Origin of the sequence: Phocaeicola dorei, assembly GCF_013009555.1 — a bacterium.
GTDB classification, from domain to species: domain Bacteria; phylum Bacteroidota; class Bacteroidia; order Bacteroidales; family Bacteroidaceae; genus Phocaeicola; species Phocaeicola dorei.
Genome location: NZ_CP046176.1, coordinates 2,199,980 through 2,226,534 on the forward strand (window position 1 = coordinate 2,199,980; position 26,555 = coordinate 2,226,534).

A 26,555-nucleotide genomic window follows, 5' to 3' on the forward strand; every position below is an offset into this window, starting at 1 on the left:
ACTGTCCGGGAACTCGGTCAGCGCTTGCGTCATGTGGTGACTTCAGGCGCGGATTTCACGGTTCCCTCTTTATTCTTTCCGCGTAATCCACGTCTCAGAGAGAGAGGAAGAGTTCTCGGACAGTCTGTGGCAGATTTCAGGGGGAATCACGGTTCTCCCAGGTGGAGGTAGACGAGTTGCAACTGGCGGCAGGTGAAGGATTTCTGGCAGGGATGGTATCCCGTGGTTTCCAGGGCGTGGAGTAACGGTGCGCACTGGGCGATCCAGCGCATCAGATGACGCACGGCTACTTTCGGCGTACTGTCCGGAAAATAGAGAAGGGCTGTTTCGGTCTTATTCATGAATGGTTTCTTATTTAACGTGAGTTTGATAGATGATAATAAAGTTTATCCGGAGTTTTCTGAACAATCCAAATAAACTGCCATAAACGATTTTTGCTATCCGGGAACAACAGCCGCACGGAGCAGCGACAGGGACACAGGGACAGTGGGGACACCCCCTTTTTTCCTCACACACACATACGTGTACATATAGAAAGCCGGGTCAGTTCTTGTGATACGTCCCCTTGCCGTCCACACTTACCAGCGCCCCCTGTTTGGTGAGCCGTTTGAGCCAGGTAAGCGCGGTGGATTCAGGTATCCTCCTGTCGTGCGCTTTTTCCAGCAGCAGCCGGCGGGTAAACTCGTCCTCCATTTCGGCAAAGAGCATATTCTTGTCCGCCGTGCTCCGGCGCTTGATAACGGAGGAGGACAGAAACGAAAGAACATGGGTGGCGTGCAGATAAAGCGGCTCCACCAAGGCAAGCACGGCATGAAAATCATCGTCTGTAATCACCATGTTCCAGCGTGGGATGATACGGTCCTTCAGATTATCGGAAGAAATATGCGCGTCAGGTTTCACCAGAGAAGAATCTTCCAGGCTTCGCAGGATGGCGACTATCGACATCATGCGGCACGCATTGACGGCAAGACGGATGACGGAACTGCCCATCTCGTCTCCGTTGATCTTGCCGGAACGATGGAACAGTTTGTCGAACAGGAAGTTGAACTGTTTATGCTGGGCATGGGTCAGCTTCAGGGTAAACAATCCCCGAAGCGTCAGCTCGTCCAGCGTGTTTTTCCATTCGTTGCCCATCAGGCGGAATTCCTCGTCCACATCCACCTCATCCTCGCCAAACTGGTCCGCCCATTGGGTGATGCGTGGCATATAATAAAAGTTCTGGCGGGAGAACAGACCGTTCTCCGCCATGGGGATCAGGGGCTTTACTTGTGCGGGCGTACCCGAGAGCAACACGGAGAGGTAGCTTCTGCTCACCTCCTGATATTCGCGGTCGGTACGCCGGTTGTAGGACAGGCGGTCGTGGTCGAACGCCTTGCGCAGCGTGTCGCTCCAGTTTCCGTATTCGGTCCCTATGGCGGTGGATACGGTGTCCGCCTCACTTTCGCAGATGAGGCCCGTTCCGTTGGAATCCATGATATTTTGCAGGATGCCTGTTCCGGTGTTGTTTCCCGGTATGAGGAACATTCGGTTGGGAGGCAATACGGGAGCTTCCTGATTTCTCCGTTCCTTGCCCAGAGAATCGTAGGCCGCCTTTTCCCGGCGGTAAGTTTTCATCGCCTCTTTCACCTCGTTTCGTATCTTGTCGTGTATAGGTTCGATGAGGAGCCGCACCCACGTCAATGCACTTTTTCCTGCGGCGGACGGGGCCACGATGAAAGTCTGCATACAGGGGGCCTGCCACTTCCGGCCGTACTGGCACCGCACTACGTGGGAGAGGGAGGCACCCAGTACGGTAAACGCTCCCAGGAGCAACACATCACGCTGTTCGGGCTTTTTACCGAAGGAGATGATTTTCTCCAGCAGCTCCGGCCACACATAGTCCTGTGGAAAGGTAGGCAGGGGGGAATAAGGCTCGGAGCCTTCGGTGAGCTGTTCCTCCTCGTCGGTATCATCGGAAACGTCATTTTCCACCTTATTATATCGCGCGCACGTGTGTGGAAAATCCGGGGTTGTCCCTGCTGTCCCCATTGTCCCTGCCTTGTGGAAGTCGGCGCTGCCGGAAATCTTCACTCCGCATTGTCCGGCCAGATGGAATACGGTTCCCAGATGTATATCTTCTTTATCGGCATGAAGCGCGTTCGAGAACAGTGCTTGTGCATTTTTTTCGTCGTATTTGGAGGAAAGGGAGCAGAGGGAGAGGAAATCATTGCGTCCCGCTTCTCCGCAATCGTTTGCGATGGCGAAAGCCAGTTGTACATATTCAATATAGGTAGGGGCAATGTCTGCGCCTGCCATGCGGACAGCTTCGGTCAGCTGCCGCAAGTTTTCTAAAGGATTGTTCATGTTCATGATATTTGTTATTTTTTGAGTGCCTGTTTAAATTTTGTCCGGCATTCTTTTGAGTATGTTTTTCTATTCGTTTTAAATTTCCCGGCGTATCAATGCTTCCTCGTCATACGAGAGGAAACAGGCCCGTACCAAGTCCTTGCCGGAACGGTCCACGCCTTTGCCGGAATGGTTTGTTTTTTTATCTTCCCTGTCCGGGTGGCTGCTGTGGAAATCATAGATTGCTTGTACGTAGTTCATCGCCCAGTGGATGTTTTCGGAGGTATTTTGTTTGGTGTCGGGTATGCGTGCCAGGTCGTAGGGGATGAACGCTTTTACTCCGTGTCCGCTGGGGCTGGTGAATGCCAGTACAGGGCGCAGGAGGAGGTCGTCGAACAATTGTCTTTTCAGCTTTTCCGCTTCCCGACGGGAATCAAGGTGGTCTATGTCCACCACAATCAAGCCCGACGGTCCGGTCAGGCTGTCGCTTTTACGGTAGGAAAAAACGCCGCAGGGAGTAACGTAGGGTAGCGTCTGTTGCTTGAGCATACGATAGACTTTTTCATCCCCGTTTTCCGTTGCCCGGCGCACGGTCTCGGTCAGTGTCTTCAGGCGTTCGCTGGATGTGATAAGTTTGTACACTTCCTGTAAGGTTATTTCCTTGTAGGGCGTTAAGGTGGGCGGCTGGATGATTCGTCCGGTGGTACTGTCCTTTACCGGTGATATAGGTGGCAGAAACAGTGACATTTTAAATTGGTTCATTCGTTTTTATTTATTAAATTTGCAAGCCCTGATATTTATGAATCAGGTTATTGATTTTCAATGTTACAAAGTTCGATATAATAACTGAGATACGTGTGTTTTTGTCCTGAACGGGGACATATAAATGATTATTCATATAAAAAATACGATTTAATCCGATGGAACATTTGAATCCTGTTGATCAGGCCCGGCAATTGGCTGCCGAGGTAGTGAAACGTCTGGGCCAGTTGAATCTGCACAGACGGGAGTTGGAGCGTAAGCTCCATGTGGCTAATGGCTTTTTTACCAGCCTGGAAGAAAAAAAATAACATGACGCTTCTTCTTTTTTTCGAGGTGAAGGCGGTTATAGAAGAACACTATGAGAGGCGTATCGAGTTTTACAGGTATGTCAATCCGCCGCTGTCACGGGAGGCGGAACGTGAACTGGGGGAGTGGAAAGGAAAAGTGAGGGAGATAATGAGGATGTGTTGAAGTTCCGATAGGGGGATATAGCGGGACATTTGGTCCATAACACGCTGAAAGGCAATATGACTATTGCCCGTATGTATCTTGCGATAGCCGGGGGAGATATGGACGGTGCCTTGCGTCTTCTTCGGGAATTCCTTTCTACTGTTCCGTATTGTGATAACACGAATTATGAGGGACATTACAGCAACTGTTCTACATCATCTTTTCCCTGTTCGGGATGTATGTCGATGTGGAAGTGCGTATCCCGAACGCTTTTTCCTCAGTGGATTGCAAGTGGTGAAGGTAGGGATCAATTTTGATGTGGAGAAACACACCTTGGGGGATTATATAAATCACCGATAAGAATTAATCTGTAAAGAATAGAATATTTACTATAGGCTGCATGCAATGATGCATGTGGCCTTCCCTTTTTTGTTGCCGGTAGCGACCGGCATCCGCATAATGTATTGCATGAACGATTGTCTTCGTGATTACCAGCAGGAGATGAAGCTCCGCCTCTTTGAGGAGTGGGAGTTTCATCGGAATGTGATGGTACAGATGCCCACCGGTACGGGCAAGACGCATCTGCTGGCCGCCATAGTAAGGGAATTCCTGCGTGGTTCCGGCAGCCGGGTATGGATCGTGGCGCACCGCCGGGAGCTGGTGGATCAGATAGAGGAAACCGTGTCCCGGCACGGGATGAGCAAAGAGGACGGAAGGGTGAGGGTGATGTCCATCCAGTGGTTGTCACGAAACCGGAAGGATATGTACGAAGAACCGGACTTGATCGTTATCGACGAGGCGCATCACGCTCTGGCGGAAACCTACCGGATACTTTGGGAGAAATATCCGGAGGCAAGGAAACTGGGCATGACTGCCACTCCCTGCCGGCTGAACGGCAAGGGATTCACGGACTTGTTCGACAGCCTGATCACTTCGTGGACTGTCGCGGAATTCATCGGAAAGGGTTGGTTGTCATCCTTTGACTATGTGTCCATCCGTGCGAACAGCAGGGAACAGCGGTTGATAGATTCGCTGAAGAAACGGGGTGCGGACGGGGACTACCAGGTAAAGGAGATGAACGAGGTACTGAACCGGGAGACAAGTATCGGCCGGCTGTATGAGAGCGTGGAACGATATGCCCACGGAAAGAAAGGAATTGTATATGCTGTCAGCATCGCCCATGCCCGCCGGATAGCGGCTTGTTATAGCGCACACGGGCTGGAGTCTGTTGCTATCGACAGCAGGACTCCGGCTTCGGAACGCAAGGAACTGGTGGATGATTTCAGACGGGGAAAGGTTAAAGTGCTGGTCAATGTGGATATCTTCTCCGAAGGTTTCGACTGTCCCGATGTGGAATTCGTGCAGCTGGCACGTCCCACGCTTTCCCTGGCGAAATACCTGCAACAGGTAGGACGTGGGTTGAGGAGATCGGCAAACAAGGCGTCCTGTATGCTGATAGACAATGTGGGTCTGTACCGCATCTTCGGTTTGCCTGCCCGGAACCATGACTGGGCGGCGATGTTCGAGGGACGGATGATTGGCAACGCGCTGTCCCGGGCACGGACGGAAACGGGCAGGCTGTCCGTATCCGGCCCGCTGCCGGAAGATGAAAGGCAGCGGGAGGATGAACTGGAGGTGGTGATAACGCACGACCGGCTGATGGACTTCCTTACAAACCGGAGGGATTCCGCAACAGAGAAAGAAGGACAGCCCGTTTTGAAAAGTTATTATGACAGACAAAGCGGGCTTTGGGGATTGAGGCGCGGGGAGAGGATGACGGTAAGGCCCCGGTATCCGGAAGTGTTTGATATTTGTGGAGACTGGGCGGCAGTGAGATTCGGGAATAACCGGGCAGGTGTGGTGAATGAGACCGGACAGTCCGGAATACAGCTGGACCTCTGCCGGAAAATGAAGTTCATGAAGGAGGATTTGCTTGTCGTGACAGACTGTGCGGGCAATGAATCTTACATCGACCTGAAGGTAAACAGAACCTATCGGGAGAAACCCGTGGTGTTGTCATTCGGCTGTATGGAATTGCCATACGGCGGTGTGGAGCTGCTGAAGGTGGGAGAGTTCTTTTTCAGCCGTACCGGAAAACCGTATGTCACCATGCGCGGGGTGGATCAGAACGGCATCTACTTTTATGATTTTTATCTGAAGATACCGGATTACCGTGTTCCGAAGGACTGCCAACTGGTGGATCCTGTCTGGACTACCTTGTTTGATGTTTTCGCTTGTGTGCTGGCAGGGGATGAGGAGGAAGTGTATTGGTGCTGTGGCCGTCTGGCGGACCGGAGCATTGTGGTGATGGACGGGAACGGGAATTATTATCATGTGGAAAAAGGGAAGGAAAAGCGGTATATAGCCTGTAACGCTCCCCAGCCGGGCGAGGAAGATTTCCATACGGTGATGGAACGTCTGAAGGAAGAAGCCGGGCGGCGTGCCGGGATAGCTCAACGGAAACAATTGCAGGAAGAGGAACAGAAAAGGCTGAAAAGGTTGGAAGAGATCAGGGATGCATTGCCTTTCCGGATGGGGATGAAATGGGGCTTGAAACTGGGGGAACGTATCATTGTGCCTCCCAAATACAGGAAGATTCTGCCTCCTGTGGGCTATTATTGCGCTTACGAGGAAAACGCCTGCCAATGGGGAATAATGGCTCTGGACGGAAAAGTGGTGGTGGAGGCCAGATACCAGAAGGTGGATATAGAATGCAACGGTACGGTGCATCTGACGGTGATTCCGGGTAAGGTAAAGACCATAAAACTCTGAGCGTCTGCCGGAACGGAGTGCAAATGGCACAAATAGGAACCGGGATAAATTTGTGTCATTTGCGTCATTTGCATTCTAAATAGTCATCACTAGGTAATTTAACACTATGCCTTAAGCGACCGGTTAATGCTGTCAATATAATCCAGAATCTCCTGTCTGCCTGTTTTCTTTTCAGAGGAGGATACGAAATGAGGAGGGAGTTCTTCCCACTGTTCTGTCAGTTTTTTCAGATATTTGTTTACATTATCCTTAACCTTGCCATTGGTCAGCTTGTCGGCTTTGGTGAAGATGATAGAGAAGGGTACTCCATTTTCTCCCAGCCATTCCATGAATTCCAAGTCTATTTTCTGAGGTTCCAGACGGCAGTCTATCAATACAAACAGATTGGTCATTTGCTCGCGTTCCAGGATATAATCCTCGATAATCTGCTGTATCTTTTCTACCTGTTTCTTGCCCCGGGAGGCATATCCGTATCCCGGTAAATCTACCAGATACCATTCTTTATTGATCAGAAAGTGATTGATCAGCAAAGTCTTCCCCGGAGTGGAGGAAGTCATAGCCAGTTTGGGACGTTTGGTCAACATATTTATCAGACTCGATTTACCTACATTTGAACGGCCGATAAATGCATATTCGGGCAGGTTGTCCTGCGGGCATTTCTCTACTTTTGTGTTACTTACTACAAATTCTGCACTGAGTATTTCCATAATTCTTTGTTTTTATACTTAAACACGTCAGCCCCATAAAAGTCAGGAAGCCGTTAAACATTAACATTTCATAGCCAAACTGATAGCCGGTGGAGGTGAACACCAGCCGGTCTATGGCATAGCATAATAGCGGCGAGGCGATGGCTATGTAAGGAACAAAACGGTCGCGCGGCCGCATTGGGGTGAACAGCCCGAATGCAAACAGCCCCAATAACGGGCCGTAAGTGTACGAGGCGATGGTATAGATAGCGTCAATGACACTCTTGTTGTTTACTGCCTTGAACAGCAGGATGAATCCGATAAAGAGGACTGATATGCAGAAGTGCACGAGCTTCCTCCGTCTTTCCGCTTCTTTGCCGGACAAATGGCTTATGCCCGCTATGTCTATACAGAAGCTGGTGGTGAGGGCGGTCAATGCCGAATCGGCGCTGGAAAAGGCGGCTGCAATGATGCCGATGGTAAAGAATATCAGTACGGCGAATCCCAGATGGCCTTCCGCCGCAAACAAGGGCAGTATCTCATCCCCGGCTGCCGGCAGGGGGATGTTCAGTTGCGAGGCGAACAATAACAGCAGGATTCCGAGTGACAGGAACAGGAAATTGACCGGAACGAATGAGATGCCGTAGCAATACATGTTCTTTTGGGCTTCATGCAGGTTCTTGCACGACAGGTTCTTTTGCATCATATCCTGATCCAGCCCTGTCATGACAATCGTGATGAAGATGCCGCTGAAAAACTGCTTGAAGAAGTTCTGTTTGCTGTGCCAGTCGTCAAAAACAAAGATACGGCTGTGTTCATTTTCCTGGATGGCATGTACCAGTCCCGAAAAATCCAGATTCAGTTGGCCGGAAACCTCATAAAGTATTAATCCCAGCGCCAGCAGCAGGCAGAGTGTCTGCAAGCTGTCCGTCCACACAATCGTGCGTATGCCGCTGCGGCGGGTGTATAGCCAGATCAGTAAGACAATCCCTATCACCGTGGCGGCGAAAGGAATATGAAAGGCGTCGAATACATAATGCTGGAGGATAAGGCATACCAGATAGAGGCGTGCTGCGGCTCCGATGATTTTGGACAGAAGGAAAAAAGAGGCTCCCGTCTTATAAGCGTGTTTTCCGATCCGGTCTCCCAGATAAGTGTAGATGGATGTCAGGTTCAACCTGTAATAAAGCGGCAGCAGAACGTGGGCGATGATGAGATAGCCTATGAAGAAACCGAAACAGGTCTGCATATAGGTCATGTCGATGCCGCGTACCATACCCGGGACGGAAACGAAGGTAACTCCTGAAAGGGAGGCTCCGATCATTCCGAAAGAAACAATATACCAGGGAGAACGGCGGTTGCCGCGAAAGAACGCGTCATTATCGGAATGACGGCCGGTAAGGCGGGCTACAAGCAGCAGCATTCCGAAATAGAGCAGTATGGTCAGCAGAATATAAATTCCGTTCATTTTATTTTTTTGAGTGCAAATGTACTCAAAATCGCTGAAATTGCGTAAGTTTGCACCCATTATAATACAAAATAACTGATGAACCAACAATATCCGTCCATGCTGCTGGAAAAAGCGGTAGGAGAGTTTGCCAAGTTGCCGGGTGTGGGACGCAAGACCGCCATGCGGCTGGTATTGCATCTGCTCAGACAGGATACAGCTGTGGTAGAGGCGTTTGGTAATGCGATGATTACCTTGAAACATGAAGTGAAATATTGTAAAGTGTGCCATAATATATCGGACACGGAAACTTGCCGTATCTGTTCCAATCCGGCGCGGGACGCTTCCACGATCTGTGTGGTGGAGAGTATCCGTGATGTGATGGCGGTGGAAGCCACGCAGCAGTACAGGGGGCTGTACCATGTCCTGGGGGGAGTCATCTCGCCCATGGATGGCATAGGCCCTTCCGATCTGCAGATAGAAAGTCTGGTGGAACGGGTGAAAGGCGGTGAGGTGAAGGAAGTGATCCTTGCCTTGAGCTCGACGATGGAGGGGGACACGACGAATTTCTATATCTCGCGCAAGCTGGACGGCATGGACGTGAAGCTGAGTGTGATAGCGCGTGGTATCTCTATCGGGGATGAGTTGGAATATACGGATGAAGTGACGTTGGGACGTTCCATCATAAATCGTACTTTGTTTACGGGAACGGCATAAACTGGGAAAAACAGAAAGAGATGGAAAAGAAGATAAAACAATTGCTGCGATACTTGCAGATAGAATATGTGGCGGTATGGGTGTTGCCTTTGCTCCTGGTGGCTCTTTATGAAACAGGGGTGATGACCGAGGGGGCTTACGCGGGCGATGTCCGTATGGATTATGTCTTGCAGACGGTAGGAATTTTATTGGCGGTGGGGTTGATTCCTTTATCGCTCCGGCTGTTCAGCCTTTCCTTGGTGAAGAATGTGAAACAGCGTTCATTGCCGGAAGCCTTGAGAAGTTATCGTCGCTGGAGTGAGATAAGGACAGGGATGCTGGTGGTTCCCGTATTGGTGAACTTGTCATTTTATTATCTGACTCTGAACAACACGGGTGTATTGTGTGCCATGATGGCGCTGATCTCTTCCCTGTTCTGTGTCCCTACCCGCAAGCGGATGCTGGATGAGCTGGATTTGGTAAAAGAGGAGAATGAGGAGCCTGCTTTATGATGAGTGACCGGCATTTTCAAGGGAACGGGATAAGGCTCCGTGCGCCGGAGCCGGAAGACTTGGAAGTCATGTTCCGTTTTGAGAATGCTACGGATGTGTGGGAAATGAGCAATACCACAGGCCCGTATTCGCGTTTTCAGTTGAAGCAGTACATAGAGCAGACCCAGAATGATTTGTTTGCCGACCGCCAGTTACGCCTGATGATAGAAAACGGGAACCGGCAGGTGGTGGGGATGGTGGATGTATGTTCATTTGACCCTTTGCACAACCGGGCCGAGGTGGGGATTATGGTGGATAAATCCTGTCGCAGGCAGGGGATAGGGCGTAATGCCCTGGCTTTGCTGGAAGAACACTGTTTCCGTTATCTGGGAATTCATCAGTTGTTTGCCTATATCGCTGTGGAAAACCTTCCTTCCCGCAGGCTCTTTGCGGCGTGCGGGTACAAAGAGAGTGCGGTATTGAAAGAGTGGGCGCATACGTTTGGCGGTGGATATACAGATGTGCTGGTTGTCCAGAAGCTGAATCTCAGTTGAGGGAGGGGTATTGGGGATAGCGGGCCCAAATGGCGTATTTCCCTCCCATTTCGTTCAAACTGGTATGCCATAAGTCGCGGAAGTGCTGGTTGAGCAACGTTTCTTTCCCGGCTTTTCCTATGAGCCATGAGTTTTCTTTTATTTCTTTGGCAAGTTGTCCATGATCCCATCCCGCGTAACCGGCAAAGAAACGGATCACTCCTTCAATGGGCTTCCCGTCCAGTATATATTGTTGCACGGCATTGAAATCACCATTCAGATAAAGTCCGTTTCCTAGAGGCAGTGCGCCTTCCAGATCTTTTAGCGTATGCAGGAAAAAAATTGTCTCCCGGCTCACCGGCCCGCCTTTATACACCGGGACCCGCTGTGCGAATTCCAATTCGGGGATGAGGTCATTGAGCAGAATGTGGTAACGGAAATCTTTATTCATGATAATACCCATACTTCCCTCGTCATTATGCTCGATAAGAAGCACGACTGCTCTTGTAAAGTGGTAGTCGTTCATGAAAGGGGAGGATATAAGGATGCTTCCCTGTTGTGGAAGTACTTTATTTGATTCTACTTGAAAAACATGCATATCCATAGTTGCGTTTCCTTTTATTTACACTACTAATATACATATTATATTTAAAAAATACATGAAGTGCTCTCTTTTTTTTGTATTTTTATTTTTCTTGTATCTTAAATGGCTTATTATCAGAGTTGATGTGAAAAAGTTCAAGAAAATATTCGTAAAATGCTTGCGGATATCGAAATTTTGCGTACCTTTGCAACCGCAATCGAGAGAGACGCAGTATAAGAAAAATGAAATTTGGTGCGTTAGTTCAGTTGGTTAGAATACATGCCTGTCACGCATGGGGTCACGGGTTCGAGTCCCGTACGCACCGCTTCTCAAGAAAGAAAAATTAGGAAAAGCTCTGATTCTTAACGGAATCAGGGCTTTTTTATTTGTTTGAAGTGAAGCGGGATATAGCGTTTCTGCGAAGTATGTCAGGGTTATTGAACATTCGTCTGTATCAGATTCATAAAGAACTGGTATGTCGTGAAGCTTTGATAAATCGCAAAACGAAATGATTATGTTGGTTGATAGCTTGTTTTATGAATAAAATCGGTTACAATATGTAAAATATCATATAGGTATTTCCCTTGTTCTTTTTAAGGATAGAAAATAGGAATTATGGTCCTTTATAGTAGAAATAAGAGAGTTATATAAAAAATAGCTTGTGAAAAATATCTGTTTTTTTTGTTTTGATGTAATTCTTTATTAATTTTGTAGTCTATTACATTAACGTAGATATTTGTAGATAACACACGCACATTTTTGAAATGAAAAACATTAGTTTCGTATTGATGTTTATTCCTTTAATCTCTTTTGCGCAGACATATAAATATATAGGGATAGAGGATGGACTCAGTAACCGTAGGATATTTGATATCCAGAAAGATTCTAAAGGGTATATGTGGTTTTTGACTAATGAGGGCATGGACCGCTATGATGGTAAGGAAATAAGGCACTATAAGTTGCTGGATGAAAGTAAAAGTTTGACCTCCTCTATTTATCTTGGGTGGTTATATAAAGGAGATGAGGGGCGTTTATGGGTGATTAGCAAGAAAGGAGGTGTCTTTTACTATGATGAATTATATGACCGGTTCAAGGTAGTGTATAAATTGTCCGATGCCTCAGAAGGGGTTACGTGTGGGTATATGGATCATAGTGATAATATATGGTTGTGCGGCAAGGACTCTATTGTACTTTATAATATAAAGGATACTGGTATCCGTAAGGTAGCTAACGTGATGCATGGAAATGTACAAATGGTAGAACAAGTAGATAGCAGCCATTTTTTCATTGCGACTGAAAGGGGAATACGCTTTACGGAATTGAAAAATAATGCATTGAGAGTTATTCCGATAGAATCTTTGTGTGATATCAGTTCACAAGTGAATGAATTGTATTTTCATTCGGCATCTCAAAAATTATTTGTCGGAACCTTTGAGGAAGGTATTTTTGCTTTTGATATGAACACTCGCCAGATTGTCCGTTCCTCTATTGATTTGAGTGATGTAAATATTACCAGAATCTGTCCTTTGAATGAGAAAGAACTGCTGATTGCTACGGAAGGGATGGGAATACATAAAGTGGATGTGAATACATGTGTTACACATCCTTATATTACTGCTGATTATGAAAGCAATAATACAATGAACGGAAACAATATTAATGTTGTTTATATTGATGAAGAAAAACGTATTTGGCTGGCTAATTATCCGACAGGAGTTACGATAGTGGATAATCGGTATAAAAATTATTATTGGATAAAACATTCTATTGGGAACCAGCAGTCGTTGGTAAACGACCAGGTACATTCTGTCATTGAGGATAGTGATGGAGATTTGTGGTTTGGAACCAGTAACGGAATCAGCCTTTATAACAGACAAACTAAAAAGTGGCACTCGTTTTTAAGCTCTACTGATCATCATTTGAAGGATAAAAATCATATTTTCATTACTTTATGTGAGGTTTCTCCTGGAATAATATGGGCGGGGGGATATACCTCCGGTTTGTATAAAATTAATAAAGAGAGTTTGTCTGTAGAATATTTCTCTCCTTTTTTGCTTACTTCTATAAATATGCAGCCGGATAAATATATTCGTGGTATGATAAAGGATTCGCAGGGATATATATGGTCGGGAGGATTCTATAATTTGAAGTGCTTTGATCTAAAGGATAATAGTGTCCGTTTGTATCCGGGGGTAAGCTCGATAACCGCTATTGCGGAAAAAGATAGTCGCCACATGTGGATTGGTACAGTTGCAGGGCTTTATCTGCTGGATAGAGATTCCGGCGATTATCAATATATCGCAATGCCTGTAGAGTCTAGCTATATCAATACACTGTATCAGTCGGCTGATGGGTTGTTATATATAGGAACGAATGGTTCGGGAGTACTGACTTATGATCATCGTAATAAAAATTTTGTACATTATTATACAGGTAATTGTGCATTGGTTTCTAATAATATATATACCATTTTACCTGAAATGGATGGATGTATCATTATGAGTACGGAGGATGGAATTACTAGTTTTCAGATAAAAGATAAAACTTTTCACAATCGGACCAGCGAGCAGGGACTTTTGTCGGCATGTTTTAATCCGTCTTCCGGTACATTATGCAGGAATGGAGGTTTTGTTCTGGGGAGTACGGATGGTGCTGTTGAATTTCCGGAAAAATTGAGATTCCCTACTTATGTTTACAAAAAAATGATATTAAGCGATTTTCAGATATCTTATCAGCCGGTTTATCCTGGAGATGAAGATTCTCCATTGGAAAAAGATATAAATGAAACGCAGGTCTTAAAGCTGAATTATGATCAGAATACTTTTTCTTTGGTATTATCTTCTATTAATTATGATTATCCCTCTAATGTGTTGTTTTCATGGAAATTGGATGGATTTTACAATGAATGGAGCCAGCCGGGAACTTCTAATCTCATACGTTATACAAGTTTGGATCCCGGTAAATACACGTTGCGCATCCGGGCTGTTTCCAAAGAGGAACAACAATTGGTTTTTGAAGAACGTGTACTGACAATTATGATAGCCCGTCCTTTGTGGTTGAGTTTTTGGGCTATATTAGGGTATGTGATTCTTGCGTTATCCCTATTTGTTATTATTTATCGTGTCTTGAATTTAAAGAAGCAAAAAAAAATATCAGATGAGAAAACTCGCTTTTTTATCAATACGGCTCATGATATCCGTACACCGCTTACATTGATAAAAGCCCCTTTGGAGGAATTGTTTGAGAAAGAAAGTTTTAGTGACCGTGGAAAGAAAAGGATGAAGATTGCCTTAAGGAATGTAGATGTACTGTTGCGGCTGACTACTAATTTGATAAATTTTGAACGGACGGATGTTTATTCTTCTGAGTTGTTTATTGCTCAATATGACTTGAAATCTTATTTACAGGATGTTTGTGATACTTTCCGTTCTTATGCTGCTTTTAAACATTTGGATTTTACCTGCGACTGTAATGTGGAGGAAGGACTGGAAGTATGGTTTGATAAAGAGAAGATGGATTCTATTTTGAAAAATCTGATCTCGAATGCGATGAAATATACACCTGAATATGGTATGGTTCGTGTTTCGGTGCAGGAGAATAAGGATACTTGGAAACTGGAAGTGAAAGATACAGGTATCGGAATATCATCTAAAGAACATAATAAATTGTTCAAGATGCATTTTCGTGGAGTAAACGCTATTAATTCGAAAATCACAGGGAGTGGCATCGGGCTCATGCTGACACGAAAACTGATACGTCTGCACGGTGGTGAAATAGAGGTAAAAAGTGTGGAACATCAGGGTACTACTATAAAGGTAACTTTTTTAAAGGGGCGGGAACATTTGCGTAAATGTATTCAGATTGAGCCTGAACGGGAAATGAAGAAAGGAAGGATGGATGAGATTGCGGTTGCAGATCATTCTGGGAAATCTTCTGAAATTGTTGATAATGGTGCTTTACCACGCATTTTAGTAGTGGAAGATAATGATGAATTGCGGACTTACCTGATAGATTCTCTTTCGGATATATATAATGTGCAGGCTTGTTGTAATGGAAAAGAAGCATGCATCATTGTGAAGGAGTTTTGGCCGGAACTTATCTTGTCGGATATTATGATGCCCGAAATGGGAGGGGATGAATTGTGTGTGACTATAAAAGGTGATATAGAAACGTCTCATATTCCCATTTTGTTGTTAACGGCGTTGGGGGACGAACGGAATATTCTGGAAGGGTTGAAAGTAGGGGCGGACGATTATATTACCAAACCTTTTAATTTGAAAATCCTGAGAGCGAGAATTGCTAATCTGCTTGCAAATAGAGCATTGCTGCGCGAAAAATATGGCTCTTTGAATATGGCCGCAGAAATATTGGAAGAGCCGGTAGGAAAAAATTGTTTAAATGCCCTTGATTGGAAATTTATATCGGGGGTGCGTAAAAACGTGGAGGATAATTTGGATGATCCTGATTTTACTGTAGATTCGCTTTGTTCATTGCAAAACATGAGTCGCTCCAGTTTTTATAATAAATTGAAAGCATTGACAGGACAGGCGCCGGCAGATTATATCCGGCTGATACGCTTAAACCGTGCGGCGGAATTGTTGAAAGAGGGTGGAAAGTCCGTATCAGAAGTGGCAGAAATGACTGGCTTTTGTGATGGTAAATATTTCCGTGAAGTATTCAAGAAACATTTTAAAGTGAGTCCAAGTAGATATGGAAAAGAAGAACCTCTCAGAGTGGATGCTGAATAGGAATATGATTATCAGATAGGGAGGAGTTGTAATATTTGGTCTTTTCTTTATCATAATTGTTTTTTAGACAATAAAATGCCTCTGTCTTTTCGTTTGTATGGTTAATAGAATTATATTTGTACATTATACAATATCTATTGACCATGAAAACTTATTCATTATTAGCAGGCATTTTATTGTCTTTTTCGTTATCTATTCAGGCGGGTGATCTGAAATTGTGGTATAAGCAACCTGCCGGAACGTGGGTGGAAGCGCTTCCGGTCGGCAATTCCCGGATGGGAGCGATGGTATATGGCGGAACGGCCCGTGAAGAACTTCAACTCAACGATGAAACCATGTGGGGAGGCAGTCCTTACCGGAATGACAGGCCGGAAGCATTGAAAAGTCTGCCCCAAGTGCGTGAACTGATTTTTGCCGGAAAAAACATGGAGGCTCAAAACTTGATTCAAGATAATTTTTATGCCGGGAAACATGGTATGCCCTATCAGACAATCGGCAGTTTGATTATAGAAGCTCCCGGACATGAAAAGGTAACTGATTATTATCGTGATCTGGATTTGGAACGTGCGGTGGCTACTACTCGCTATAAAGTGGATGGCGTGACTTTTCAACGTGAAGTTTTTGCATCATTTCCTGATAAGGTGATAGTGGTCCGTTTGACAGCAGACCGGCCGGGGAAACTGAATTTTAAGGTCGGATATGTGTCGCCATTGGAACATAAAGTCAGCAGGAAAGGAAAAAAATTGGTTCTGACTGGAAAGGGTAGGGATCATGAGGGAGTGAAAGGATTGATTCGTATGGAAACACAGACGCAGGCTGATGTGGATGGGGGTAAGGTGAAAATTGATGACCAAAACATTACAGTGGAAGGAGCGGACAGTGTTACTCTGTATGTTTCATCGGGTACGAATTTTATTAATTATCACGATATAAGTGGCAATGAGAGTAAAAAAGCGTCTGGATATCTGTCTCTGGCATTGGGACGCCCTTATAGTCAGGTTTTACAGGAGCATATAGCTCTTTATAAAGAGCAGTTTGACCGTGTAAGATTGGATTTGGGAACCAGTGAGCGGGCTAAGCTGGAAACTGTCAAACGCATCGAACTGTTCAATGAGGGTAAGGATGTTTCTTTGGCGGTGTTGCTTTTTCAGTATGGACGTTATTTGCTTATTTCCTCCTCCCAGCCGGGAGGTCAGCCTGCCAATTTGCAAGGTATATGGAATAATAAACTGGCTGCTCCATGGGATGGAAAATATACCATCAATATTAATACGGAAATGAATTATTGGCCGGCTGAAGTGACCAATCTGAGTGAAACACACCAGCCCTTGTTCGAAATGGTGAAAGAATTATCAGTTACCGGCAGGGAAACGGCACGGACTATGTATGGATGCAACGGATGGGTGGCTCATCACAATACAGATATATGGCGTGCCACCGGTCCGGTGGATAAAGCGTTTTATGGTACATGGCCCATGGGAGGTGCTTGGTTGACTACCCACTTGTGGCAGCATTATTTATATAGTGGGGACAAGCTGTTTCTTTCCGAAGCCTATCCGGCATTAAAAGGAGCTGCTGATTTTTATCTTGATTATTTAATTGAACATCCTGAATACGGTTGGATGGTGACTGCTCCGTCCATGTCTCCGGAACATGGACCTTCGGGAGAGGATACTAAAAAAGCTTCAACGATTGTAGCAGGTTGTACTATGGATAATCAGATAATTTTCGATGTGCTTAGCAATGCATTGCATGCATCAAGAATTCTGAAAATGTCCGCTTCTTATCAAGATTCTTTGCGGTCTATGTTAAATCGTCTGGCCCCGATGCAGATCGGGAAATACAATCAGTTACAAGAATGGCTGGAAGATTTAGATAATCCGAATGACAAGCATCGCCATATTTCTCATGTATATGGATTGTTCCCTAGTAATCAGATATCTCCTTACACTCATCCTTTACTTTTCCAGGCAGCTAAAAATACGTTGTTACAGCGTGGCGACGAAGCTACCGGTTGGTCCATTGGCTGGAAAGTTAATCTGTGGGCCCGTTTGCTGGACGGTAATCATGCGTTCCGGATTATTAATAATATGTTGAAGCTGCTGCCTGGAGATGAAGTGAAAGAAGCTTATCCGCAAGGACGGACTTATCCTAATCTGTTTGATGCTCATCCGCCTTTCCAGATTGACGGCAACTTTGGCTATACTGCCGGTGTGGCTGAAATGTTGTTGCAGAGCCATGACGGAGCTGTACATTTGCTTCCGGCTCTTCCGGATGCCTGGGCCACAGGAAGTGTGCAAGGATTGGTTGCCCGTGGAGGATTTGTGGTGGATATGAACTGGAATGGCGTGCAGCTGGATAAAGCGAAGATTCATTCCCGTTTGGGAGGTAATTTACGTTTACGTTCGTATGTTCCTTTGCGTGGGGTTGGATTAAAAGAGGCAAAAGGTAAGAACCCGAATGAATATTATATGCAGGCAGAGATCAAAGAGCCTTTGATTTCCAAGGAGATAAACCCGCAATACCCTGCTTTGTATAAGGTGTATGAATATGACTTGATGACAGAACAGGGACAAGATTATATAGTGGAGCGTGGGTTATAATACATGAAGATGCCCAAAGTGATTTTTGTATTATTTCACTTTGGGCACTTTTGTAAATGGAAGTGTCATTGTGTAGTTATCAGATGGCTTCCTCCTTTTCCAATTCTAATGCTCTGGGAAAAATGATATTGTTTTCCAGGTGGATATGTTCATGTAATGCCTCTTCAAATTGTTTCAATTGTTGTAAAACCAAGCGGAAGCTGGCACAAGCATCTTCAGGGGCGGTGAATCCATTGGTTAATGAAGAGATTTTTTCAAAACGTTCTCCTTCGTGATTATGTTCATCTTCCATCACTTCGATGGGATATAGAATGGTGCCGCAATGGAATTTAGCTACTTTCAAACCTTCCTCTTTGGCTTGGAACATTTCATAAACATAAGGAAATAATACATTCTCTTCTTTTGATAAATGATTTTCCAAATCAAGAAGCGAGTCGCGGAACAGTGCTTGGACTTGCAATAACTCTGGATGATTCTTTGAATGCGCTTCGGTTACTTTGGCTAATAATGCTTCTATTTGCGGACCTTTGGCACGGATTCCCCGATGGTGTATTTTCAATACGTAGTCTATTAATAAATCGATGGGCCATCCGGCAAAGTCAGGAGCATTACTAACCGTATTCTCTTGTAATTCATTTAATTCACGTGCTACTGCTTCGGGATCAATACCGCGGTTCCGGCAGGCTTCTGCAAACGGAGTATTGCCATGGCAGCAAAAATCAATATGGTAACGGGAGAATACTTTGGTTGTATCAAAGTTGCCGGCTACAATTTGTCCGACTGTACATGAATTGTAATTTTTCTGTTTCATAATTATTCCGTTTATTCGTTCATTAATCCTAATTTTTTCATATCACTTTCTACTGTACCGATACCGCTTACTCCAAAGTTCTCGACTAGTACTTTCGTCACGTTGGGCGAGAGGAATGCGGGTAAGGTGGGACCGAGATGAATCTCTTTTATTCCCAAACTGAGTAATGCCAGCAATACGATTACCGCTTTCTGTTCATACCAGGCGATATTGTAAACAATGGGCAGTTCATTGATGTCATGTAGCCCGAATACTTCCTTCAGTTTGAGGGCGATGACTGCCAATGAATAGCTATCGTTACATTGTCCTGCATCTAAAACACGCGGAATGCCATTAATGTCACCTAACCCTAGTTTGTTATAACGATATTTAGCACATCCCGCAGTCAAAATGACTGTGTCTTTGGGGAGCATCTCGGCAAAAGTGGTGTAGTAATCACGACTGCGCATACGCCCGTCACAACCTGCCATGACGATGAACTTACGGATAGCTCCGCTCTTTACCGCTTCTACTACCTTGTCTGCTAGTTGAAATACCTGATTATGGGCAAAACCACCCATGATTTCTCCATGTTCTATTTCTGTCGGTGCGGCACATTGTTTGGCTGTTTCTATTATTTCAGTATAGTCCTTATGTCCTTTCTCATCTGCTGTAATATGCTTGCAACCGGGATATCCGGTAGAATTAGTGGTAAACATGCGTTCTTTATAAGTGGCATTGGGCAGAGGAGGAACGATGCAGTTGGTTGTGAACAGGATAGGACCATTGAACGAGGTAAACTCCTCCCGTTGTTTCCACCAGGCATTTCCATAGTTTCCTACAAAATGTGTATATTTTTTAAATGCCGGATAGTAATGTGCAGGAAGCATTTCACCGTGAGTATATACGTCCACGCCGCTATCCTTGGTTTGTTCCAACAATTCTTCCAGATCATGCAGGTCATGTCCGCTTATCAGAATACCGGGTCGGGTACCAGTTCCGATATTTACACGGGTAATTTCTGGATTGCCATAACTGGAAGTATTTGCTTTGTCGAGCAAAGCCATTGTTCGAACGCCTATTTCACCTGTTCTCAGTGCTAATACAGTCAGTTCATCTGCCGATAAAGATTTTGTTGTAATTTGTGCGATGGTGTTCTGCATGAAACGATGAATACTTTCGTCATTATGTCCTAACCTCATGGCATGTTCCAGATAAGCAGCCATTCCCTTTAGACCATACATAATCAGTTCTTTTAAAGAGCGTAGGTCCTCGTTTTTTTCACGCAAAACTCCGACTGTTGCGGCTTTTGCATCATATTCATCGTGACTGCCTTTCCAATTTAACTCATCGGCTTCCGGCAGAGGAATATCCTTGGCAAAAGCTTGATGTTTAAGGTCATTACGTATTACTAATCCTTTGTCAATGCGTTTCATAATGCTTTCGTCGTCGAAATTGGCATTGGTAATGGTACAGAATAAGGCGTCTACAATAAAATTGTCCACATCTTTTTTAACGGGGAGGGAATGTTGGCGCAATTGATCTGCCACAACAGAAATTCCTCGTACTACAAAAAGCAATAAATCCATAGTACGTGCTGTAGTTGCATTTTTTCCACAAACACCTTTTAAGGTGCAACCGAAACCTTTGGCTGTTTCCTGACATTGGAAACAAAACATGTTATTCTCCATATCTTTTCTCATTTTAATGATTTCTATTACTTTTGTGCAAAAGTACATGGTTTTCGTCTTTTAAGTTGTACCATATGTTACAGCGGATACAAATAACAGTTAAAAGAAAGTAGGATGGAACTGACAGGATTATTGCAGATAGCTCCTTTTCAGGGAATGAAAGAAGAAGAATTGGTTGCTTTACTATTCGGACTTCCGAATAGTTTGAAACACTTTGAACCGGGTGATATCATTGCCCGGCAAGGTGACTTATGTAAAGGGCTGTACATTCTTGCATCGGGAAGGGTACGGGCGGGAATGATAAATGATGAAGGGAAAGAACTGACGGTAGAAGAAATTGGAGCTCCTAACTTGCTGGCCTCGGCTTTTATTTTTGCCACTGAAAATCGTTTTCCCGTTAATGTAGAAGCAATAGGACTTTGTGAGGTTTTTATAATAGGTAAAGAACGATTTTTAGAATTTATGCGTTTGCATCCATTGATGATGCAGAATTTTTTGAAGGATATTTCGGACAGGAGTGTCTTTTTAAGCAGGAAATTGAATGAGTTTGCTTTGTTGAATTTAAAGACTCGTTTGTTGAAATATCTAGAAACACATTCTGCTATTCATAATCAGCAGGAGGTGGCGCAGAAGCTGGGAGTTACTCGTCCGTCATTGGCTAGGGCGCTGTCTGAACTGGTGAATGAAGGGAAAATAAAGAAATAATTTGAGATTTCTTTTTTTAAGTGGAAAACGTGTCTTGTATCTTTGAGAGTTTTTATGTGTAACCCATTCTTGTGAAAGTGTTCAAGTTGTTTTCAGATAAAAACTTTGACTTTAAAGAAAGAAAAGGATCCTTGTCTATAAGGATTGGTTCTTTTGAAATGAGGACTATTTTGAAATTCTCTTGATTAAAAAAGAGGGTGAATTCAAGACCCTTTATGTGATTCTTTTGTCTTGATTCACCCTTTGGGAAATATTTGGTTGGTGTGTATTCAACATGTTACTTCATCTGAATACTTTTATCTCGTACTTTTCTTAATATTTGTTGTAATTCGAATACTTTTTCGGGATGTTCAGTCGCTAAATTCACTTTTTCCCCTGCTTGTTTCATATCATATAACTGGGGAATACCTAAATAACCAGTTTCAATTTTTGGCCCCCAAGGAATCATTTTAGGACCATCGCTGCCTTCAATAAATTTCCAATCTTTAGTACGCACGGATAGGGTGTGATTGGATGCCTGTTCAATAACCCATGGGCGGTCTGTTTTGTCTTGTCCTAATAAATTTGCTAACCGATTGTAGCTGTCGGGAGCACTTCCTTTCGGAATACGGGCATCTACCAAAGAAGCCAGTGATGCCAACCAGTCTATTTGTGAAATAAGCACATCGCTGACTTCCGGCTTGTTGATAGCTTTAGGCCAGTGTACAATTACAGGAACACGGGTACCCCCTTCAAATGCACTGTATTTTCCACCTCTCAGGTTACCGGCAGGTTCGTGCCCGTTCAGTAGCTCTTCTGCCTTGTCATCGTATCCGTCGTCTACTACCGGTCCATTGTCGCTGGAAAGAATAATTAATGTGTTCTGGGTCAATCCCATTTTATCGAGGGCCTCGAGTAACTGACCTACACTCCAGTCAAATTGTGCGATAGCATCACCGCGCAGTCCCATCTTGTTTTTACCACGGAAGCGATTGTGTGGAAAACGGGGAACATGCACATCATTAGTGGCGAAATACATAAAGAAAGGCTCGTCTTTATGTTGTTTGATAAAATCAACTGCATGTGCGGTAATGGAATCGGCTATATTTTCATCTTTCCATAATGCTTTGCCACCTCCTTTCATATAACCGATTCGGCTGATGCCGTTCACGATAGACATATCATGACCGTGGCTCGGCTTCAGATTATATAAAAGTTCAGGATTGTCTTTTCCGGTAGGTTCACCGGGGAAATTTTTTATATAGCTTACTTCTATCGGAGCTGAAGGATCATAATTGGCTACTTGACCATTCTCGATAAATACACAGGGAACCCGGTCGGCTGTGGCTGCCATGATATAGGAATAGTCAAACCCCAAATCACCTAGAGAAGCGGAGAGAGGGGCATTCCAGTCTTGTTGTGCAGTTTTATCACCTAATCCTAAATGCCATTTGCCAAATGCTCCTGTGGCATATCCGGAGCTTTTAAACATATCTGCCATAGTATACTGCTCGGGGCGTATAATCATTCCTGCATTGCCTGCAGCTACATCTGTTCCGGGTTTACGCCATGCATATTCTCCGGTCAGCATGGAATATCTGGATGGGGTACTGGTAGCGGCAGTGGCGTGTGCGTTGATAAATCGTATCCCTTCGGATGCCAGACGGTTGACATTTGGAGTTTGTACGTTTTTTGCTCCATAACACTCCAAGTCACCATATCCTAAATCATCAGCATAAATGAAGATGACATTGGGCTTGTCTGTGTTTTGATTTTTATTTTCCGCATGAACAGCCAAGCATGAAGTAAATGCCAATGAGAGCATTCCGTAATGTCTTTTTTTCATAGTAATTATATTGTTTAGTGAGTAATCAATTCTACAAAGATAAAGATATATTTTAAAAACGGGGATTAATTCTACAAAATTGTGGAATGAAATTGTGGTATTTCCACATAATGTGGAAAATAAAAAAATGATTATTCTGTTGATTTTTAGTGTATTGAATGGTACTATGCCCCGTGGTATATTTTTTGTTATGTGAATTAACATAATACGCTAAAAACTAAACTTTTAAATATATAACCATTTACCTTAACAAAACAAGGGTGAAAAGCTGATAGAAAAGCCATGTTCCCCCTGAATGGGAAAATCTGTATATAACTCAGTTTTAAGCTTCCCGGTTCGTGACGAATCGGGAAGTTTCTATTTTTTTCTTAATGAATCTAGTTTTTCTACAAGTCTTTTACTGAAAATAAGTTAATATTAATGGATGAAATGCAGTATTTGATCTCTTTTTTACTTTTAAGAGTAGAAAATAGATTAATACATTATGGTTATGAAAAAGTTGAACCTTTTATTATTAGCATTCCTAGTAGTTATGGGAGTCACTTTCCAATCATGTGATGATGGTGATGGCTACTCTCTTGGTGATGTGGCAGTGGATTGGGCTACTGTAAATGTGAAAGGTGCCCATGTATATGACTTTACCGGTGACAGATGGGGACAAATTTGGCCTGCAACTACTGATTATTTTTGGTATTCCCCGATAGATGGACAACGAGTTATTCTTTATTTCAATCCTCTGTATGATAATTATCCGGAAGGATATGATTGTTCAGTCAAAGTGTTGAATATAAAGGAAATTCTAACTAAACCTATAGAGGAGTTAACAGCAGAGAATGAAGAAACGTTTGGCAATGATCCTGTAGATATATTTGAAGGTAATATGTGGATTAGTGGTGGTTATTTAAATATTATTTTTAATCAGAATATGCCTTCTAAAATGAAACATTTGGTTAGTTTGGTAAAGAACACTACAATTACGCCCGACCAGGATGGCTATATTCATTTAGAATATCGTTACAATACGTATGCTGATACTACTGGTTATTGGAGAAACGGTGCGGTATCCTTTAATTTGAATTCTTTGGAAATAACATCGGAAACAAAGGGTATAAAGGTAAAAATAAACTCGGCTAAAAATGGTGAGAAGGAAGTCACTTTTGATTTAAAAGAAACACCGTCACCAGTAGGTTTGAGCCAAATGGATTTTTCTCAAATGGAAATCAAATAATTAGGGTTTGATTAGAGAGAGTTGTGTGTGGCCCCTTGCATCTTGTTGTGGTAGATGCAGGGGGCTGATTGTATTGTTGATAACGTTTTTCAGTTTGATATTTGTTGTTTATTGGTTGGTTGATGGAAAAAATTGTATGGTTACTTCGTTTTTTTTCTTATTTCAGTGTTTTTTCAGAATTATCTTGTTTCTTTGTCTTTAAGAACCAAAAGTTGGACTTATGAAAATACTATTAGTAGAAGACGATGCTAATTTGCGTGAAGTGACTCAGCGTTCATTGGAAAAGGAGCGTTATGTGGTGGAAATTGCTGCCGATTACCGTACTGCATTACAAAAGATAGAGGATTATGATTATGACTGTATTTTGCTGGATATTATGTTGCCGGATGGGAGTGGCTTGGATTTGTTGGAAAAGTTAAAAAAAATGCATAAACGGGAAAATGTTATCATTCTTTCAGCCAAAGATTCTATAGAAGACAAAGTGCTAGGATTGGATCTCGGAGCTGATGATTATCTGCCTAAACCTTTTCATTTGGTGGAACTGAATGCACGTATCAAAAGTGTGATACGCCGTCATCAGCAAGGTGGGGAAAATAGTATCAAATACGGAAATATAGAAATTTTTCCCGATAAATATGGGGTGACCGTAGCTGGAAAAAAGATTGAACTGAACCGTAAGGAATATGATATTCTGGTTTATTTTATGAACCGTCCCGGCAGATTGGTTAATAAAAACACACTTGCCGAATCCGTATGGGGCGACCATATAGATCAAGTCGATAATTTTGATTTTATCTATGCCCAAATAAAGAATTTACGAAAGAGGTTGAAAGAGGCAGGAGCTACTCCTGAACTGAAGGCTGTTTATGGTTTTGGATATAAAATGGTAGTGGAATAAATGAAATTGATTTATTATGTCATTATCCGTATATCGTTAGTGTTGTCGGTTTTATTGACTGGCTGGGCCATCCTTTTCTATTTTACTGTAATGGATGAGGTGAATGATGAAGTGGATGACTCATTGGAAGATTATTCTGAAATTATCATCATACGTGCATTGGCGGGAGAGGAGCTTCCTTCTAAAAATACAGCTTCCAACAATCAGTATTTCCTGCGTGAAGTGACAAAGGAATATGCAGGATCTCGTGATGATATCCTTTATAAGGATTCTATGGTTTATATTCCCGAAAAAGATGAAACTGAACCTGCACGAATCCTTACTACCATTTTTAAGGATGATGGCGAAAAGTTTTTTGAATTGACGGTAGCGACCCCTTCTATAGAAAAAGATGATTTGAAAGATGCTATGGCAGGTTGGATGATTTTTCTTTATATAGCTTTATTACTGACTATAATTGTTATTAATGTGTGGGTGTTTTATCGAAATATGCGTCCTCTTTATGTATTGCTTCATTGGTTGGATAAATATCGTATCGGTAAAGGAAACGAGCCTTTACAAAATAATACCCGGGTTTCAGAATTCAGAAAATTGAATGAGGCGGCTGTTCGTTATGCAGAGCGCAGTGAGCAGATGTTCGAACAGCAAAAACAATTTATTGGTAATGCATCTCATGAGATGCAGACACCACTAGCTATTTGTCGTAATCGGTTGGAGATGCTGATGGAGGATGAAAATCTTTCAGAAAGCCAATTGGAGGAGTTGATGAAAACCCATCAGACTTTGGAGCATATAACGAAGCTGAACAAGTCTTTGTTATTGCTTTCGAAGATAGAGAACGGTCAATTTATGGATACTACCCAAGTAGAAGTGAATAAATTATTGAGGCAATATTTGGAGGACTATAAAGAAGTGTATCAATATCGTGAGATCATAACAAGTGTAGAGGAAGAAGGTATTTTCTATCTTACGATAAATGAGACACTGGCAGTGGTGTTGCTTACCAATTTGTTGAAGAATGCTTTTGTACACAATATAGACGGTGGACACATCCGGATTGTCATTACTCCCCACAGTGTGATGTTTTGCAATACAGGGGCGGCACAACCACTGGATGCCCAGCGTATTTTTGAGCGTTTTTATCAAGGAAAGAAAAAAGAAGGCTCAACCGGTCTAGGCTTGGCAATAGCAGATACGATATGTAAAATGCAGGCTCTCAGGCTTTGCTATGAATATAAGAGTGGGGAGCATTGTTTTATACTTTATACATCCACTCATAATCAATGAAAAAAAATCGTGTTTTTTTCAGAATTTCAAATTCT

General features: G+C 43.5%; 20 protein-coding genes, 1 tRNA gene and 1 pseudogene. 13 read left to right on the top strand and 9 right to left on the bottom strand.

Annotated elements, in window-relative coordinates; translation table 11 throughout:
• Positions 1-146: 146 nt before the first annotated feature.
• The 3 genes from GKD17_RS09040 to GKD17_RS09050 form a co-directional block, all read right to left on the bottom strand.
• Positions 147-341: a DUF4248 domain-containing protein gene (locus GKD17_RS09040; protein ID WP_007838512.1), complete on the bottom strand. Its 195-nt coding sequence runs from the start codon at positions 339-341 to the stop codon at positions 147-149.
• A 202-nt stretch (positions 342-543) separates the two neighbouring features.
• On the bottom strand, positions 544-2,349 hold the full coding sequence (locus GKD17_RS09045) for a DUF3987 domain-containing protein (RefSeq protein WP_007838513.1): 1,806 nt from the start codon (positions 2,347-2,349) through the stop codon (positions 544-546).
• Between the two features lie 72 nt (positions 2,350-2,421).
• Positions 2,422-3,087: a BT4734/BF3469 family protein gene (locus GKD17_RS09050; protein WP_007838514.1), complete on the bottom strand. Its 666-nt coding sequence runs from the start codon at positions 3,085-3,087 to the stop codon at positions 2,422-2,424.
• Positions 3,088-3,245: 158 nt separating this feature from the next.
• On the opposite strand from GKD17_RS09050, the gene GKD17_RS09055 reads away from it, so the two are divergent.
• The 3 genes and pseudogenes from GKD17_RS09055 to GKD17_RS09065 all read left to right on the top strand — a co-directional run bounded on the left by GKD17_RS09055 (position 3,246) and on the right by GKD17_RS09065 (position 6,309).
• Positions 3,246-3,395, top strand: coding sequence for a hypothetical protein (locus tag GKD17_RS09055; RefSeq protein ID WP_005847786.1), 150 nt, complete (start codon positions 3,246-3,248; stop codon positions 3,393-3,395).
• Between the two features lie 180 nt (positions 3,396-3,575).
• Positions 3,576-3,897, top strand: a pseudogene (locus GKD17_RS23205) (AAA family ATPase); the annotation flags it as partial.
• A gap of 48 nt (positions 3,898-3,945) precedes the next feature.
• Positions 3,946-6,309, top strand: coding sequence for a DEAD/DEAH box helicase (locus GKD17_RS09065; RefSeq protein ID WP_257219843.1), 2,364 nt, complete (start codon positions 3,946-3,948; stop codon positions 6,307-6,309).
• A gap of 104 nt (positions 6,310-6,413) precedes the next feature.
• Here the strand turns inward: GKD17_RS09065 and yihA are convergent, their stop codons facing one another.
• Positions 6,414-7,016: a ribosome biogenesis GTP-binding protein YihA/YsxC gene (yihA, locus tag GKD17_RS09070; RefSeq protein WP_007838519.1), complete on the bottom strand. Its 603-nt coding sequence runs from the start codon at positions 7,014-7,016 to the stop codon at positions 6,414-6,416.
• Positions 6,982-8,463 (bottom strand): sodium:solute symporter, encoded by a 1,482-nt coding sequence (locus GKD17_RS09075; RefSeq protein WP_032936566.1) that lies wholly within the window; start codon positions 8,461-8,463, stop codon positions 6,982-6,984. Before GKD17_RS09075 ends, yihA begins: the two co-directional genes overlap by 35 nt.
• 78 nt (positions 8,464-8,541) lie before the next feature.
• Between GKD17_RS09075 and recR the strand changes: the two genes are divergently transcribed.
• From recR to GKD17_RS09090, 3 genes are read left to right on the top strand one after another with little or no spacing between them, the layout of a single operon-like run.
• On the top strand, positions 8,542-9,159 hold the full coding sequence (gene recR, locus GKD17_RS09080) for a recombination mediator RecR (RefSeq protein WP_005846775.1): 618 nt from the start codon (positions 8,542-8,544) through the stop codon (positions 9,157-9,159).
• Between the two features lie 20 nt (positions 9,160-9,179).
• The gene (locus tag GKD17_RS09085) at positions 9,180-9,650 is read left to right on the top strand and encodes a hypothetical protein (protein WP_007838527.1); all 471 of its coding nucleotides are present in this window, start codon (positions 9,180-9,182) and stop codon (positions 9,648-9,650) included.
• Complete coding sequence (locus GKD17_RS09090) at positions 9,647-10,183, top strand: GNAT family N-acetyltransferase (protein WP_007838529.1); 537 nt, start codon at positions 9,647-9,649, stop codon at positions 10,181-10,183. Before GKD17_RS09085 ends, GKD17_RS09090 begins: the two co-directional genes overlap by 4 nt.
• On the opposite strand, the gene GKD17_RS09095 is transcribed toward GKD17_RS09090, so the two are convergent.
• On the bottom strand, positions 10,176-10,766 hold the full coding sequence (locus GKD17_RS09095; RefSeq protein WP_005846781.1) for a YqgE/AlgH family protein: 591 nt from the start codon (positions 10,764-10,766) through the stop codon (positions 10,176-10,178). The genes GKD17_RS09090 and GKD17_RS09095 overlap by 8 nt on opposite strands.
• A gap of 230 nt (positions 10,767-10,996) precedes the next feature.
• On the opposite strand from GKD17_RS09095, the gene GKD17_RS09100 reads away from it, so the two are divergent.
• From GKD17_RS09100 to GKD17_RS09110, 3 genes are all read left to right on the top strand, one after another.
• A tRNA-Asp gene (locus GKD17_RS09100) sits at positions 10,997-11,070 on the top strand.
• A 439-nt stretch (positions 11,071-11,509) separates the two neighbouring features.
• A complete protein-coding gene (locus tag GKD17_RS09105; RefSeq protein ID WP_007838534.1) occupies positions 11,510-15,493 on the top strand; it encodes a hybrid sensor histidine kinase/response regulator transcription factor in 3,984 nt (1,327 codons plus the stop codon).
• A gap of 143 nt (positions 15,494-15,636) precedes the next feature.
• Positions 15,637-18,096, top strand: coding sequence for a glycoside hydrolase family 95 protein (locus GKD17_RS09110; RefSeq protein ID WP_007838536.1), 2,460 nt, complete (start codon positions 15,637-15,639; stop codon positions 18,094-18,096).
• Between the two features lie 79 nt (positions 18,097-18,175).
• On the opposite strand, the gene ric is transcribed toward GKD17_RS09110, so the two are convergent.
• Positions 18,176-18,907, bottom strand: coding sequence for an iron-sulfur cluster repair di-iron protein (gene ric / locus GKD17_RS09115; RefSeq protein ID WP_007838537.1), 732 nt, complete (start codon positions 18,905-18,907; stop codon positions 18,176-18,178).
• A gap of 11 nt (positions 18,908-18,918) precedes the next feature.
• Positions 18,919-20,577 (bottom strand): hydroxylamine reductase, encoded by a 1,659-nt coding sequence (gene hcp / locus GKD17_RS09120; RefSeq protein WP_007844068.1) that lies wholly within the window; start codon positions 20,575-20,577, stop codon positions 18,919-18,921.
• 114 nt (positions 20,578-20,691) lie between these two features.
• Here hcp and GKD17_RS09125 point away from each other — a divergent pair, with 114 nt between their 5' ends.
• Entirely contained in the window at positions 20,692-21,282 is a 591-nt protein-coding gene (locus tag GKD17_RS09125; RefSeq protein WP_007838539.1) for a Crp/Fnr family transcriptional regulator, read from the top strand.
• 277 nt (positions 21,283-21,559) lie between these two features.
• On the opposite strand, the gene GKD17_RS09130 is transcribed toward GKD17_RS09125, so the two are convergent.
• Positions 21,560-23,107 carry a sulfatase family protein gene (locus GKD17_RS09130; protein WP_032943217.1) on the bottom strand — a complete coding sequence of 516 codons (1,548 nt, stop codon included), beginning with the start codon at positions 23,105-23,107 and terminating at the stop codon, positions 21,560-21,562.
• A 490-nt stretch (positions 23,108-23,597) separates the two neighbouring features.
• Here GKD17_RS09130 and GKD17_RS09135 point away from each other — a divergent pair, with 490 nt between their 5' ends.
• The 3 genes from GKD17_RS09135 (at position 23,598) to GKD17_RS09145 (ending at position 26,520) form a co-directional block, all read left to right on the top strand.
• Positions 23,598-24,335: a NigD1/NigD2 family lipoprotein gene (locus tag GKD17_RS09135; RefSeq protein WP_007844071.1), complete on the top strand. Its 738-nt coding sequence runs from the start codon at positions 23,598-23,600 to the stop codon at positions 24,333-24,335.
• Between the two features lie 220 nt (positions 24,336-24,555).
• Positions 24,556-25,233 (top strand): response regulator transcription factor, encoded by a 678-nt coding sequence (locus tag GKD17_RS09140; protein ID WP_007838545.1) that lies wholly within the window; start codon positions 24,556-24,558, stop codon positions 25,231-25,233.
• Complete coding sequence (locus GKD17_RS09145; RefSeq protein ID WP_007838546.1) at positions 25,234-26,520, top strand: sensor histidine kinase; 1,287 nt, start codon at positions 25,234-25,236, stop codon at positions 26,518-26,520.
• Positions 26,521-26,555 lie beyond the last annotated feature (35 nt).